The organism is Delftia sp. NA_296.1, assembly GCF_052692095.1.
Genome location: NZ_JBQZGF010000004.1, coordinates 106,782 through 118,948 on the forward strand (window position 1 = coordinate 106,782; position 12,167 = coordinate 118,948).

The 12,167-nt window shown below is 65.0% G+C and carries 10 protein-coding genes and 3 tRNA genes; 8 read left to right on the forward strand and 5 right to left on the reverse strand.

The features are described from left to right. Positions 1-84: 84 nt before the first annotated feature. A complete protein-coding gene (locus ACUTR7_RS11465; RefSeq protein ID WP_013801514.1) occupies positions 85-2,718 on the forward strand; it encodes a [protein-PII] uridylyltransferase in 2,634 nt (877 codons plus the stop codon). A 77-nt stretch (positions 2,719-2,795) separates the two neighbouring features. On the opposite strand, the gene ACUTR7_RS11470 is transcribed toward ACUTR7_RS11465, so the two are convergent. Further along, entirely contained in the window at positions 2,796-4,289 is a 1,494-nt protein-coding gene (locus tag ACUTR7_RS11470; RefSeq protein ID WP_012206653.1) for a nucleobase:cation symporter-2 family protein, read from the reverse strand. A 289-nt stretch (positions 4,290-4,578) separates the two neighbouring features. Then, complete coding sequence (gene def, locus ACUTR7_RS11475) at positions 4,579-5,118, reverse strand: peptide deformylase (RefSeq protein WP_445608890.1); 540 nt, start codon at positions 5,116-5,118, stop codon at positions 4,579-4,581. Between the two features lie 289 nt (positions 5,119-5,407). Here def and ACUTR7_RS11480 point away from each other — a divergent pair, with 289 nt between their 5' ends. From ACUTR7_RS11480 to ACUTR7_RS11495, 4 genes are all read left to right on the forward strand, one after another. After that, entirely contained in the window at positions 5,408-5,776 is a 369-nt protein-coding gene (locus ACUTR7_RS11480; protein ID WP_049801494.1) for a YbaN family protein, read from the forward strand. Positions 5,777-5,863: 87 nt separating this feature from the next. Next, positions 5,864-5,939 (forward strand) — tRNA-Asn (locus ACUTR7_RS11485). A gap of 53 nt (positions 5,940-5,992) precedes the next feature. Beyond that, positions 5,993-6,068, forward strand: a tRNA-Asn gene (locus ACUTR7_RS11490). 45 nt (positions 6,069-6,113) lie between these two features. Beyond that, positions 6,114-6,189: transfer RNA gene (locus ACUTR7_RS11495), tRNA-Asn, on the forward strand. Positions 6,190-6,233: 44 nt separating this feature from the next. Here the strand turns inward: ACUTR7_RS11495 and ACUTR7_RS11500 are convergent. Next, positions 6,234-6,560, reverse strand: a complete 327-nt coding sequence (locus ACUTR7_RS11500) for a hypothetical protein (protein ID WP_012206656.1) — start codon at positions 6,558-6,560, stop codon at positions 6,234-6,236. Between the two features lie 235 nt (positions 6,561-6,795). Between ACUTR7_RS11500 and aat the strand changes: the two genes are divergently transcribed. The 3 genes from aat (at position 6,796) to ACUTR7_RS11515 (ending at position 9,280) form a co-directional block, all read left to right on the forward strand. Next, a complete protein-coding gene (gene aat, locus ACUTR7_RS11505) occupies positions 6,796-7,581 on the forward strand; it encodes a leucyl/phenylalanyl-tRNA--protein transferase (protein ID WP_063325907.1) in 786 nt (261 codons plus the stop codon). After that, positions 7,578-8,327: an arginyltransferase gene (locus ACUTR7_RS11510; RefSeq protein ID WP_012206658.1), complete on the forward strand. Its 750-nt coding sequence runs from the start codon at positions 7,578-7,580 to the stop codon at positions 8,325-8,327. Before aat ends, ACUTR7_RS11510 begins: the two co-directional genes overlap by 4 nt. Before the next feature lie 128 nt (positions 8,328-8,455). Further along, the gene (locus ACUTR7_RS11515; RefSeq protein ID WP_012206659.1) at positions 8,456-9,280 is read left to right on the forward strand and encodes an IclR family transcriptional regulator; all 825 of its coding nucleotides are present in this window, start codon (positions 8,456-8,458) and stop codon (positions 9,278-9,280) included. A gap of 112 nt (positions 9,281-9,392) precedes the next feature. Here the strand turns inward: ACUTR7_RS11515 and ACUTR7_RS11520 are convergent, their stop codons facing one another. Together ACUTR7_RS11520 and ACUTR7_RS11525 are read right to left on the reverse strand one after the other, a co-directional pair. Next, positions 9,393-10,490: a serine hydrolase gene (locus ACUTR7_RS11520; RefSeq protein WP_013801508.1), complete on the reverse strand. Its 1,098-nt coding sequence runs from the start codon at positions 10,488-10,490 to the stop codon at positions 9,393-9,395. Between the two features lie 119 nt (positions 10,491-10,609). After that, positions 10,610-12,148, reverse strand: a complete 1,539-nt coding sequence (locus tag ACUTR7_RS11525; RefSeq protein ID WP_012206661.1) for a 2-isopropylmalate synthase — start codon at positions 12,146-12,148, stop codon at positions 10,610-10,612. Between the last annotated feature and the right edge of the window lie 19 nt (positions 12,149-12,167).

Consider the following 12,167-nt stretch of genomic DNA (forward strand, 5'->3'; position numbering starts at 1 on the left):
GGCATGTTTCTTGCGTGATGCGCAGGCAAAATGGCATGGCGTCCGGGGCACCCGCTCCCGGCGCCTTCCCTGCCCTCGCCGCGCATGAAACAGACCACTGACCACACTCCTTCCCACGCTGCGCCCTCTGCCCCGGACTCGCTGGAGCAGTTGCGCGTGCAGTACGCCCGGGATCGCGGGCGCTGGATAGGCTCGCTGCTGGCGCCCACCATGGGCCGGCGCGGCGTGCGCCTGGTGCTGCAGCACCTGAGCGATCTGGCCGACACGCTGCTGCGCGCGCTGTGGCATCGCGCCGGCATGCCGCCCGAGGCCTGCCTGGCCGCCGTGGGCGGCTTCGGACGCGCCCAGCTGTTTCCCTATTCCGACATCGATGTGCTGGTGCTGCTGCCAGCCGCTGGCACGGCAGATGCCGAGCTGGCCTCGCGCATAGAGAAATTCATCGGCAGTTGCTGGGACGCGGGCCTGGAGATCGGCTCCAGCGTGCGCACGCTGGCCGAATGCCTGGAGGAATCCGAGCGCGACCTGACGGTGCAGACCGCCCTGCTGGAATCACGCCGCATCTGCGGCAGCGAGCCGCTGTTCGCCGAGTTCCAGACGCGCTACCAGGCCCAGATGAATGCGCACGCCTTTCTGTCCGGCAAGCTGCTGGAAATGCGCCAGCGCCACAACAAGTACGAGAGCACGCCCTACTCGCTGGAGCCCAACTGCAAGGAATCGCCCGGAGGCCTGCGCGATCTGCACACCATGATCTGGCTGGCCCGTGCCGCAGGCCTGGGCAGCAGCTGGCAGGCCCTGGCCGGCAAGGGGCTGATCACCGATTTCGAGCGCCGGCAGCTCGAGGACAACGAAGCCCTGCTGAGCCTGATACGGGCTCGCCTGCATGCGGTGGCGGGCCGGCATGAGGACCGCCTGGTCTTCGACCAGCAGACCGCCGTGGCCGAGGCCTTTGGCTACCGCTCCACCTCGGCCGAAGGGCGCAAGCTGGCCATGCGCGCCAGCGAGACGCTGATGCGCCACTACTACTGGGCGGCCAAGGCCGTGACCCAGCTGTGCCAGATCCTGCGGCTGAACATCGAGGAGCGGCTGAACCCGCGCCCCACGCCGCGCATCCGGCTGAACTCGCGCTTCTACGAGAAGGCCGGCACCATCGAGGTGGCCAGCGACGATCTCTACGAGCGCGAGCCGCACGCCATCCTCGAAACCTTTCTGATGTACGAGACCCATGTGGGCCTCACCGACCTGTCGGCGCGCACGCTGCGCGCGCTGTACGGCGCGCGGGACCTGATGGATGCGGCCTTCCGGCGCGACCCGGTCAACCGCGCCACCTTCATGAAGATCCTGCAGCAGCCCAGCGGCATCACGCACGCCATGCGGCTGATGAACCAGACCTCGGTGCTGGGGCGCTACCTGTGGCCGTTCCGGCGCATCGTGGGCCAGATGCAGCATGACCTGTTCCACGTCTACACGGTGGACCAGCACATCCTCATGGTGCTGCGCAATGTGCGGCGCTTTTTCATGGCCGAGCATGCGCATGAGTACCCGTTCTGCTCCCAACTGGCCAGCGGCTGGGACAAGCCCTGGCTGCTGTACGTGGCCGCGCTGTTCCACGACATCGGCAAGGGCCGCGGCGGCGACCACTCCATCATCGGCGCCGTGGAGGCCAAGCGTTTTTGCCGCGCCCACGGCATTGCGCGCGCCGACGCCGAGCTGATCGAATTCCTCGTGCGCGAGCACCTGACCATGAGCCAGGTCGCGCAAAAGCAGGACCTGTCGGACCCCGAGGTGATCCAGGCCTTTGCCGAGCGCGTGGGCAACGAGCGCAACCTCACGGCCCTGTACCTGCTGACCGTGGCCGACATCCGCGGCACCAGCCCCAAGGTCTGGAGCGCCTGGAAGGGCAAACTGCTGGAGGACACTTATCGCCTGACCTTGCGCGTCATGGGCGGACGCGCGCCCGATGCAGCCGCCGAAATCGAGGCCCGCCGCCGCGAAGCCCTGGTGCAGCTGGCACTGACAGCCCAGCCCTTCGAATCGCACAAGAAGCTCTGGGACACGCTGGGCGTGGACTATTTCATGCGCCACGAGGCGGCCGACATCGCCTGGCACACACGCCACCTGTCGCGCCACGTGGGCACCACCCGCCCCGTGGTGCGCGCGCGCCGCTCCCTGGCCGGCGAGGGGCTGCAGGTGCTGGTCTACGCGCCTGACCAGCCCGATCTGTTCGCGCGCATCTGCGGCTACTTCGACCGGGCGGCCTTCTCCATTCTGGATGCGCGCGTGCACACGGCCCACAACAGCTATGCGCTGGACACCTTCCAGGTGGTCGCGCCCGCCATGCAGGAGCAGTACCGCGAACTGATGCACATGGTCGAGAACGATCTGGTCGCCGCGCTGATGCAGGGCGGGCCGCTGCGCGAGCCATCCCCCCGGCGCCTGTCGCGCCGCGTCAAAAGCTTCCCCTTTGCGCCGCGCGTCACGCTGCAGCCCGACGAGAAAGCCCAGCACTGGCTGCTGTCCATCTCGGCCACGGACCGGGCCGGCCTGCTCTACACCGTGGCGCGCATCCTGGCCCAGCACCACCTGAGCGTGCAATTGGCCAAGGTCAGCACGCTGGGCGAGCGCGTGGAAGACAGCTTTCTGATCGAGGGCGCCGAACTGCAGAACAACCAGCGCCAGTTGCTCATAGAAACCGAGCTGCTGCAGGCCTTGGCGGTCTGAGCTTGCGGCGAAAAAAAGGCCCGCCCTGTCAACCAGGGCGGGCCTTTTGCATCCAGGCGCTGGCGTGGTTGCCGCCGTCAGTGCATGGCAGCCGCAGGCGCCGACACCGTGGCCACTTCCTTGCCCTCGCGGTCATAGAGCTTGCCGTCGACCACCCGGTCGCCATCGGCCAGGGCAGACAGCACGGCCTCGCTGAGCACGCGCTCAGAACCTGCGCCGAACACCGAAGGCTCCTCGGGGTTGCCCTGCTTGAAGTGGTTGAAGACCAGGTTCAGCAGCAGCACGGTCACCGCCGTGGAGCTGATGCCCGAATGGAACATGGTGGCGAACCAGTCCGGGAAGTGGTGATAGAAGTCCGGCTTGACCATGGGCAGCACGCCCATGCCGATGGACGCGGCCACGATGATCAGGTTCATATTGTTGTGATAGTCCACCTTGGCCAGCGTGCGGATGCCGCTGGCCGCCACCGTGCCAAAGAGCACCAGGCCCGCGCCGCCCAGCACCGAGGGCGGCACGCAGGCCACGATGCGCCCCATGATGGGCAGCAGGCCGAAGGCGATCAGGATCAGCCCGCTGAAGGCCACGACATAACGGCTCTTGATGCCCGTGACCGCGACCAGGCCCACGTTCTGGGCAAAGGCGCTCTGCGTGAACGAGCCGAAGAACGGCGCCACCACGCTGGACAGCATGTCGGCGCGCAGGCCGTCGGCCAGGCGGCGCGAATCCACGCGGGTGCCCACGATGTCGCCCACGGCCAGGATGTCGGCCGAGGTTTCCACCAGGGTCACCAGGATCACGATGGACATGGAAAGCGTCGCCGCCAGGCTGAAGGTCGGCCAGCCGAAGTGCAGCGGCATGGGCACGGCGAACCAGGCGCCGCTGCCCACCTCGGAAAAGTCGGACTTGCCGATCATGGCCGCCACCGCCGTGCCGATGACGATGGCCAGCAGGATGGACAGGCGCGAGATCATGGCGTTGCCCAGCTTGCTCAGCGCCAGCACGATGACCAGCGACAGGCCCGCCAGCCCGATGTTGCCCATGCTGCCGTAGTCGGCCGCCTGGGGATTGCCGCCCATGGCCCAGTGGGCCGCCACCGGCATCAGCGACAGGCCGATGATGGTGATCACGCAGCCATTGACCAGCGGCGGGAAAAACCGGGTGAGCTTGGAAAAAATGGGCGCAATGATCAGGCCGAACACCGAGGCAAAGAGCACGGCGCCCAGCACGCCCTGCATGCCGCCGCCCGTGTGCAGGATGCTGACCATGGTGGCCACGCCCGAGAAGGACACGCCCTGCACCAGCGGCAGGCGCGAGCCGAAGAACGGAATGCCCAGCGTCTGCAGCAGCGTGGCCAGCCCGCCCATGAAAAGGCAGGCCGTGATCAGCAGGCCCGTGTCGGCCGCCGACATGCCGGCCGCATTGGCCATGACCAGGGGCACGGCCACGATGCCTCCGTACATGGTCAGCACATGCTGCAAACCATAGAGGGTGTTGGCCGTGAGGCCGAGTTGCTCGTCCTCCGGGCGGATGTCTGTACCCAGGGCAGGCGCATTGCCAGAACTTTTTTCCATCGCTGTCTCCTTGTCCTCTTGTTCACAGAACGCCGGACAAGTACGCGGCAGCCGGATGGCGGCAGGCGCGCCCCCGCGCACCTTTTGCCGCCGACCCGATAGGCCGCGCTCTCCTGCATCCTGCATCGCGAAGCCCGGTGGCTGCTTGGCAGCTCTTGGCGGGCGAACGCACACAATCCCCGCCTTGGCGGGAAGTGCCAATGTACGGCGCCAGCATGGAAAAATTGTCTACCGATTTGTATACAAAGACCTGACCGAAGATCCTTGAATACGGGCAGCGCCCGCCCGCTCAGTCGTCCTCGGCCGCGCTGATACCGGGGAACAGCACATCGGTGAAGCCGAACTGGCTGAAGTCACGCATGCGCATGGGATAGAGCTTTCCCCAAAGGTGATCGCACTCATGCTGGACCACGCGCGCATGAAAACCACCCACCGTGCGGTCGATGGCATCGCCAAACACATCGAAGCCCGTGTAGCGGATATGGTTCCAGCGCGGCACCATGCCGCGCATTCCGGGTACGGACAGGCAGCCTTCCCAGTCCAGTTGCTCGTCCTCGCCCATGGGCGTGATGACCGGGTTGATGAGCACGGTGCGCGGCACCACGGGCGCATCGGGGTAGCGCGGATTGGGCAGGCCGGAGCCGAACACCACCATCTGCAGGTCCACGCCAATCTGCGGCGCGGCCAGCCCCGCGCCGTTGGCTGCATGCATGGTGTCCAGCAAATCGCTGAGCAGCAGGTGCAGTTCGTCGGTGTCGAATTCGGTCACGGGCTGGGCGACGCGCAGCAGGCGCGGATCGCCCATCTTCAAAATGGTGCGGACAGTCATGGCAGTGCAAGGCTATGCATGTAAATGTGGGTTGCCAAGCATAGCGGCCGCCCGGTTCCCGGCTGCCTCCCGACTGCCTCCTGGCCACCTCTTGGCCGCCATGGCCACAGCGCGCTGGCACAATCGCAGCATGCCCAGCACCGCCAGAGAGTCATCCACCGCGTCCCCAGAGGACCGTGAGGCAGGCGCGCAGCAAATACCCACGGCACAGGCCCTGGAGCCAGAGGCCACTGCGCAGGCAGGCACGGCGCCGGCCTTCCATGATGACGATCCCCCTCCCCTGCACCGCATGCCGGCCGCCCCGTTGCGCTGGGCGCTGCAGCTGTTTGCCTGCCTGAGCCTGGCCACGGGCATTGCCGGCATCTTCATTCCAGGATTGCCCACCACGGTGTTCGTGCTCATGGCCGGCTGGGCCGCGGCGCGCAGCTCCCAGCGCATGCACACCTGGCTGTGGCGCCATCGCCTGTTCGGCCCCATGCTGCGCAACTGGGCACGGGGCGGCTGCGTGAGCCGGCGCGCCAAATGGAGCGCCAGCGCCATGATGAGCCTGTGCGCCGTCATACTGCTGTGGACACGCCCGCCCGCCTGGGTGCAGGCCGTGGCGCTGACCTCCATGGGCTGCGTGCTGGTGTGGCTGTGGTTCAGGCCCGAGCCGTGAGAATGAAGGCCTGCAGCCGGCCTTCCTGAAAAAATTCCCCCGAGTTTTCTGTGACGTGTTTTTTACGTCATATAATCTAGGTCTTGTTCCTCAATAGCTCAGTTGGTAGAGCGCCGGACTGTTAATCCGTAGGTCCCTGGTTCGAGCCCAGGTTGAGGAGCCAAAAGAATTTCAAGATCTTGCAACCGCACAAGATCTCTGTCGATAGACGTGTATTCCTCAATAGCTCAGTTGGTAGAGCGCCGGACTGTTAATCCGTAGGTCCCTGGTTCGAGCCCAGGTTGAGGAGCCAAATTTCAGTGGCCTTGCAATCGTACAAGACCCAACGCCAACATATTCCTCAATAGCTCAGTTGGTAGAGCGCCGGACTGTTAATCCGTAGGTCCCTGGTTCGAGCCCAGGTTGAGGAGCCAGATGAAAAGCCCGCATGCCAACGCATGCGGGCTTTTTTGTTGGGTCAGGCTGCACGCACCATGCCCACGGTGGGCGTGTTCGGTGGCGATGGAGTTGCGGCGGGCTCCACGGTGACGGGCTTGCTGTGCCTAGCATGTGCGCGGCGCGAAACATGGGCGGCACGGGATTGCTCGACACCCTCTTCCCATGCGCGCAGCTCTTCTTCCAGCCGCGCGGCACGTTCCGCATACATGTCAGCAGAGGACTTGTAGTACTCCGCTGCAATGGTGTGCTCCAGCATCGCCATGCGGGCTTCCTGCAGGTAGGCCCGGGTGCGACGGATATAGCGCGGCTCGGCAAGGCTTGCGCCAAAGATTTTGCTGAAAAACATCGCTCATCCTCCTTCGATGCCTTCACAGCGAAAGCCAAGCATCCGCAAGAAGACGGAACCAGCATAGCCCAAGCCTGCCAGACGGCACTGTCCCCTGGCGCGACAAGGCCGCGTAGGAGGTTCACTTACCCCGGCCAGGCGATGCCCTCGCATCCACGCAGCCCTCTTGCGCATGGTTTGTGCAAGACTGCGGCTGCAGAGAATACGAATCCATTTCCTCCGTCCGCACCCGATCATGTCCCATCCCCTCCCATGGCTCATCCCCCACCAGGCCTTCCCTCCTGTGGAAACGGCATGGGGCCCCAACGACCCCATCCCGGGCCTGCTGGCCGCAGGCGGCACGCTGGATGCGGCGCATCTGCGCATCGCCTACAGCCAGGGGATTTTTCCCTGGTTCAGCGAAGGCCAGCCCACGCTGTGGTGGTCGCCCGATCCACGCATGGTGCTGCAGACATCGCAGTTCCGGCTGCACCGCAGCCTGCGCAAGACATTGCAGCGCTTTCGCGCCACGCCGGGCTGCGAGATCCGCATCGACAGCGCGTTCGAGACCGTGATGCAGCACTGCGCCCAGACGGTGCGCCATGACCAGGATGGCACCTGGATCGTGCAGGAAATTCTTGACGCCTATGCCGACCTGCACCACCAGGGTGCAGCCCACAGCGTGGAGACCTGGGTGGACGGACGCCTGGTGGGCGGCCTGTATTGCGTGGCACTGGGCCGCGCCGTGTTTGGAGAATCCATGTTCGCGCATGCCACCGACGCATCCAAGATCGCGCTGGCGGCCCTGGTTGCGCTGTGCAGACACCAAGGCGCCGTGCAGATCGATTGCCAACAGGCCACGCAGCATCTGGCCTCGCTGGGGGCGCGCGAAATGCCGCGCGCCCGGTTCCTGCAAACCGTGGCCGAGCAAAGCCAGCTGCCGCCCATGCGCTGGCAGTTCGAAAACGTATACTGGGACGCGTTGCTGCCACCGTCCGGTGAGGCTGGCGACACATCACCGGCTGCCGCCAGCACACCATGACGCACCCGAACGATCTTCCGCTGCAGGCCCTGCAGTTCTATGCCACCGCCGCCTACCCCTGCAGCTATCTCGATGGCCGGCTGGCGCGTTCGCAAGTGGCCACACCCAGCCACCTGATCCAGAACAGCGCCTATTCGGAGCTGGTTTCACTGGGTTTTCGCCGCAGCGGAATGTTCACCTACCGGCCGTATTGCGACGGATGCCGCGCCTGCGTGCCAATGCGCATCCTGGTCCATGACTTCCGCCCCGACCGCAGCCAGCGCCGCGCCGCCGCGCGCCATGCCGACCTCACGGCATCGATCCAGCGCCTGCACTACTCGAACGAGCACTACCAGTTGTACCTGCGCTACCAGCAAAGCCGCCACAGCGGCGGAGGCATGGACCATGACAGCGTGGACCAGTACACCCAGTTCCTGCTGCAAAGCCGCGTCAACTCGCGCCTTGTGGAGTTCCGCACGCCGGCGGCCGATGGCGGCATCGGCACGCTGAAGATGGTCTCCATCCTCGATGTGCTGGAAGACGGGCTGTCTGCCGTCTACACCTTCTACGAGCCCAACGACCCCGCCAGCTACGGCACCTTCAATGTGCTGTGGCAGATCGACCAGGCCCGGTCCATGAGCCTGCCCTATGTCTACCTGGGCTACTGGATCGCCGACAGCCAGAAGATGAATTACAAGGCGCGCTTCCTGCCCCATGAAGTGCGCGTTGACGAGCGCTGGCAGCGCGTGGATCAGCTGCCGCGCTGATACAGCGTCACTCCACGCCTTTTCAGCGACATTTCTTATGCGCATAGCCGCTGTTTGCTGGCGGCACATATGCCGCCATGCCATGGCCGCCGCTAGAATGACCGAATGCCGAAACTCCACTCCGCCTCATGAAAAAAAACGATAACGCGGCCTCCCCCAAGCCCAGCGTCCAAGTCCTGGAACGCATGTTCACGTTGATCGACGTGTTGGCCTCGCGCGAGGAAGCGGTATCGCTCAAGGAGATCAGCGAGCGCACCGGCCTGCACCCCTCCACCACGCACCGCATCCTCAACGATCTGGCCATTGGCCGCTTTGTCGATCGCCCCGAATCGGGCAGCTACCGCCTGGGCATGCGCTTCCTGGAACTGGGCAATCTGGTCAAGGCCCGCCTGAGCGTGCGCGAAGCGGCCCTGATCCCCATGCGCCAGCTGCACAAGCAGATCCAGCAGCCGGTCAGCCTCAGCGTGCGCCAGGGCGATGAAATCGTCTATGTGGAACGCGCATACAGCGAGCGCTCCGGCATGCAGGTGGTGCGCGCCATCGGCGGCCATGCGCCGCTGCACCTGACATCCAACGGCAAGCTGTTCCTGGCGGCGGACGATGCGCAACAGGTCCGCGCCTACGCCACGCGCACCGGCCTGCCCGGCAAGACGCACTTCAGCATCACGCGGCTGGCCGACATGGAAAACGAGCTGGACAAGGTACGCCACCATGGCGTGGCCCGCGACAACGAAGAGCTGGAACTGGGCGTGCGCTGCATGGCCGCCGGCATCTACGACGACCAGGGCAAGCTGGTGGCCGGCCTGTCCATCTCCGCTCCCGCCGACCGGCTGGACGAGAGCTGGATGTCCAAGCTCCAATCCACCGCACAGGAGATCTCGAGCGCCCTGGGCTTCAACGCAACCCGCCCGGCGGCACCGCCACCCAACCCCTACGCGCGCAGCAGCCACTGAACGGCCGTCGGCCCCGTTGGCATTGGCCAGGGGCCATTGGCTACACAGACCTCTGCCCCCCCAGAAACAACAAAGGCGCCATCGGCGCCTTTGTCGTGAGGGGAAAGAAAACTCAGCCCTTGACCTTGTGGATCATGGGATCGCCAGCCACCTGTCCCATGGACTCCACCCAGTGGCGCACGCGCTCGGCATCGCCGAGGCGGCTGAACTTTCCGGCCGAATCCAAGAAGACCATGATGATCTTGCGGCCAGCCACCTGCGCCTGCATGACCAGGCAGCGGCCTGCCTCGGAGATGTAGCCGGTCTTTTGCAGACCGATGTCCCAGGTGGGGCTCATCACCAGACGGTTGGTGTTGTTGTACTGCAGCGTGCGGCGGCCCACGGCCACCTCATAGCCGGGCGAGGTGGTGTACTCGCGCACCAGCGGATCGCTGTGCGCCACATTGACGAGCACGGCCAGATCACGGGCGCTGGACTGGTTGCGGCTGGACAGCCCGGTGGGCTCCACGTAGCGGGTATCGGTCATGCCCAGCAGACGGGCCTTGGCATTCATCTGCTGGACAAAGGCATCAAGGCCACCAGGGAAAGTGCGACCCAGGGCATGGGCAGCGCGGTTTTCACTGGACATCAGGGCCAGGTGCAGCATTTCACCGCGCGTGAGCGTGGTGCCGACGGCCAGGCGCGAGCTGCTGCCCTTTTCGGTATCCACGTCGTCCTGCGTGATGGTGATGGTTTCATCCATCGGCAGATGGGCCTGGGAAATCAGCAGGCCGGTCATCAGCTTGGTCAACGAGGCGATGGGCAAGACGGCGTGGTCGTTCTTGCTCAGCAGCACCTCATGGGTGTCCTGGTCCAGAACCAGGGCCACGCTGCTCTTGAGATCCAGAGGATCGGCCACCGCATGCAGACCGGCCATCTGGCCGAAGGACAGGCGTGGCTCGTAGGCAACGGCGCGAATGGGGCTGGCCACGCTGCGTGCAGCGACGCGGCTGGGCTGGCGCGCGCTCTTGGCAACGCGCTTGCCCTGGGGAGCGGCCGTGGCGCGCTCCTTCACCGCCTTCTTCTTGACAGGGGCCACGGCCACCTGTTTCTTGGCAACTTTCTTGGCGGGCGCGGCATATGCGCCCGGAGCAGCAAGAGCACAACTCAGGGCCAGAAAGGACATGACCTGAGCAAATCGACCGAGGCGGGCACGGCGTAGGGTGGGCATGAGAAATGCTCCAAGCAGCAAGAATTTGTGACTAGACCTTACATTAATCGAAAAAGTCGCACTGTGACAATAACTTGTGCGACTTTTCGATAATTTAAGTGAAATTATAAGGCGAGTGCTTACCCCTGCGCAGCCACGATCTCTGCATTGCTGTGTAATTTGTTCAACGCGCTCAGATAGGCCTTGGCAGAAGCCACGACGATGTCAGGGTCGGCGCCCACGCCGTTGACCACGCGCCCGCTGCGCTGCAGGCGAACGGTCACTTCGCCCTGGCTTTCGGTGGAGCCGCTGATGGCGTTGACCGAGTACAGCAGCATCTCGGCACCGCTTTTCACCTCGGACTCGATGGCCTTGAACGAGGCATCGACCGGGCCATTGCCGTCGGACTGGGCCTTGATCTCTCGGCCGTCGCGGCTGAACACCACTGACGCGTGTGGGCGCTCACCTGTCTCGCTTTGCTGAGCCAGCGAGATGAACTGGAAGGGGTCGGCCTGCTGATGCGCGTCCTGCTCGGTCACCAGGGCCAGGATGTCCTCGTCGAAGATCTCGCTCTTGCGGTCGGCCAGCTCCTTGAAGGCGGCGAAGGCGGTATTGATCGCGGCTTCGCTGTCCAGCTCCACGCCCAGCTCGTGCAGGCGCTGCTTGAAGGCGTTGCGGCCGCTGAGCTTGCCCAGCACGATCTTGTTGGCGCTCCAGCCCACGTCCTCGGCACGCATGATCTCGTAGGTGTCGCGCGCCTTGAGCACGCCGTCCTGGTGAATGCCGGAGGCGTGGGCGAAGGCGTTGGCCCCCACCACGGCCTTGTTGGGCTGCACCACGAAGCCGGTGGTCTGGCTGACCATGCGGCTGGCGGCCACGATGTGCAGGGCGTCGATGTTGACGTCCAGGCCAAAGTAGTCCTTGCGCGTCTTGATGGCCATCACCACTTCTTCCAGCGAGCAGTTGCCGGCGCGCTCACCCAGGCCATTGATGGTGCATTCGATCTGGCGGGCGCCTCCGAGCTTGACGCCGGCCAGCGAGTTGGCCACGGCCATGCCCAGGTCGTTGTGGCAGTGCACGCTCCAGACCGCCTTGTCGCTGTTGGGCACGCGCTCGCGCAGGTTCTTGATGAAGGCGCCGTAGAGCTCGGGAATGGCATAGCCCACGGTGTCGGGCACGTTGATCGTGGTTGCGCCCTCGGCGATCACGGTCTCGATGACGCGGCACAGGAAATCCGGGTCGCTGCGGTAGCCATCCTCCGGGCTGAACTCAATGTCGGCAATCAGGTTGCGCGCAAAGCGCACGGATTGGCGCGCCTGCTCCAGCACCTGTTCGGGCGTCATGCGCAGCTTTTTCTCCATGTGCAGCGCGCTGGTCGCAATGAAGGTGTGGATGCGCGCGCGGTTGGCATCCTTCAGAGCCTCGGCCGCACGGGCGATGTCACGGTCATTGGCCCGCGCCAGCGAGCAGATGGTGGAGTCCTTGATGGCGCGTGCAATGGCCTGCACCGACTCGAAGTCACCGTTGGAGCTCGCCGCAAAACCGGCCTCGATCACATCGACCTTCAGCCGTTCGAGCTGGCGCGCGATGCGCAGCTTCTCGTCGCGGGTCATGGAGGCACCGGGCGACTGCTCGCCGTCACGCAAGGTGGTGTCGAAAATGATCAATTGGTCGGTCATGGGGAGTCTCGTCTTTCTT

What these genes read in the sequence shown, in the direction of transcription:
- ACUTR7_RS11465 (WP_013801514.1), top strand. Translation starts at nt 85, where the DNA reads ATGAAACAGACCACTGACCACACTCCTTCCCACGCTGCGCCCTCTGCC.
- ACUTR7_RS11470 (WP_012206653.1), bottom strand. Translation starts at nt 4,289, where the DNA reads ATGGAAAAAAGTTCTGGCAATGCGCCTGCCCTGGGTACAGACATCCGC.
- def (WP_445608890.1), bottom strand. Translation starts at nt 5,118, where the DNA reads ATGACTGTCCGCACCATTTTGAAGATGGGCGATCCGCGCCTGCTGCGC.
- ACUTR7_RS11480 (WP_049801494.1), top strand. Translation starts at nt 5,408, where the DNA reads ATGCCGGCCGCCCCGTTGCGCTGGGCGCTGCAGCTGTTTGCCTGCCTG.
- ACUTR7_RS11500 (WP_012206656.1), bottom strand. Translation starts at nt 6,560, where the DNA reads ATGTTTTTCAGCAAAATCTTTGGCGCAAGCCTTGCCGAGCCGCGCTAT.
- aat (WP_063325907.1), top strand. Translation starts at nt 6,796, where the DNA reads ATGTCCCATCCCCTCCCATGGCTCATCCCCCACCAGGCCTTCCCTCCT.
- ACUTR7_RS11510 (WP_012206658.1), top strand. Translation starts at nt 7,578, where the DNA reads ATGACGCACCCGAACGATCTTCCGCTGCAGGCCCTGCAGTTCTATGCC.
- ACUTR7_RS11515 (WP_012206659.1), top strand. Translation starts at nt 8,456, where the DNA reads ATGAAAAAAAACGATAACGCGGCCTCCCCCAAGCCCAGCGTCCAAGTC.
- ACUTR7_RS11520 (WP_013801508.1), bottom strand. Translation starts at nt 10,490, where the DNA reads ATGCCCACCCTACGCCGTGCCCGCCTCGGTCGATTTGCTCAGGTCATG.
- ACUTR7_RS11525 (WP_012206661.1), bottom strand. Translation starts at nt 12,148, where the DNA reads ATGACCGACCAATTGATCATTTTCGACACCACCTTGCGTGACGGCGAG.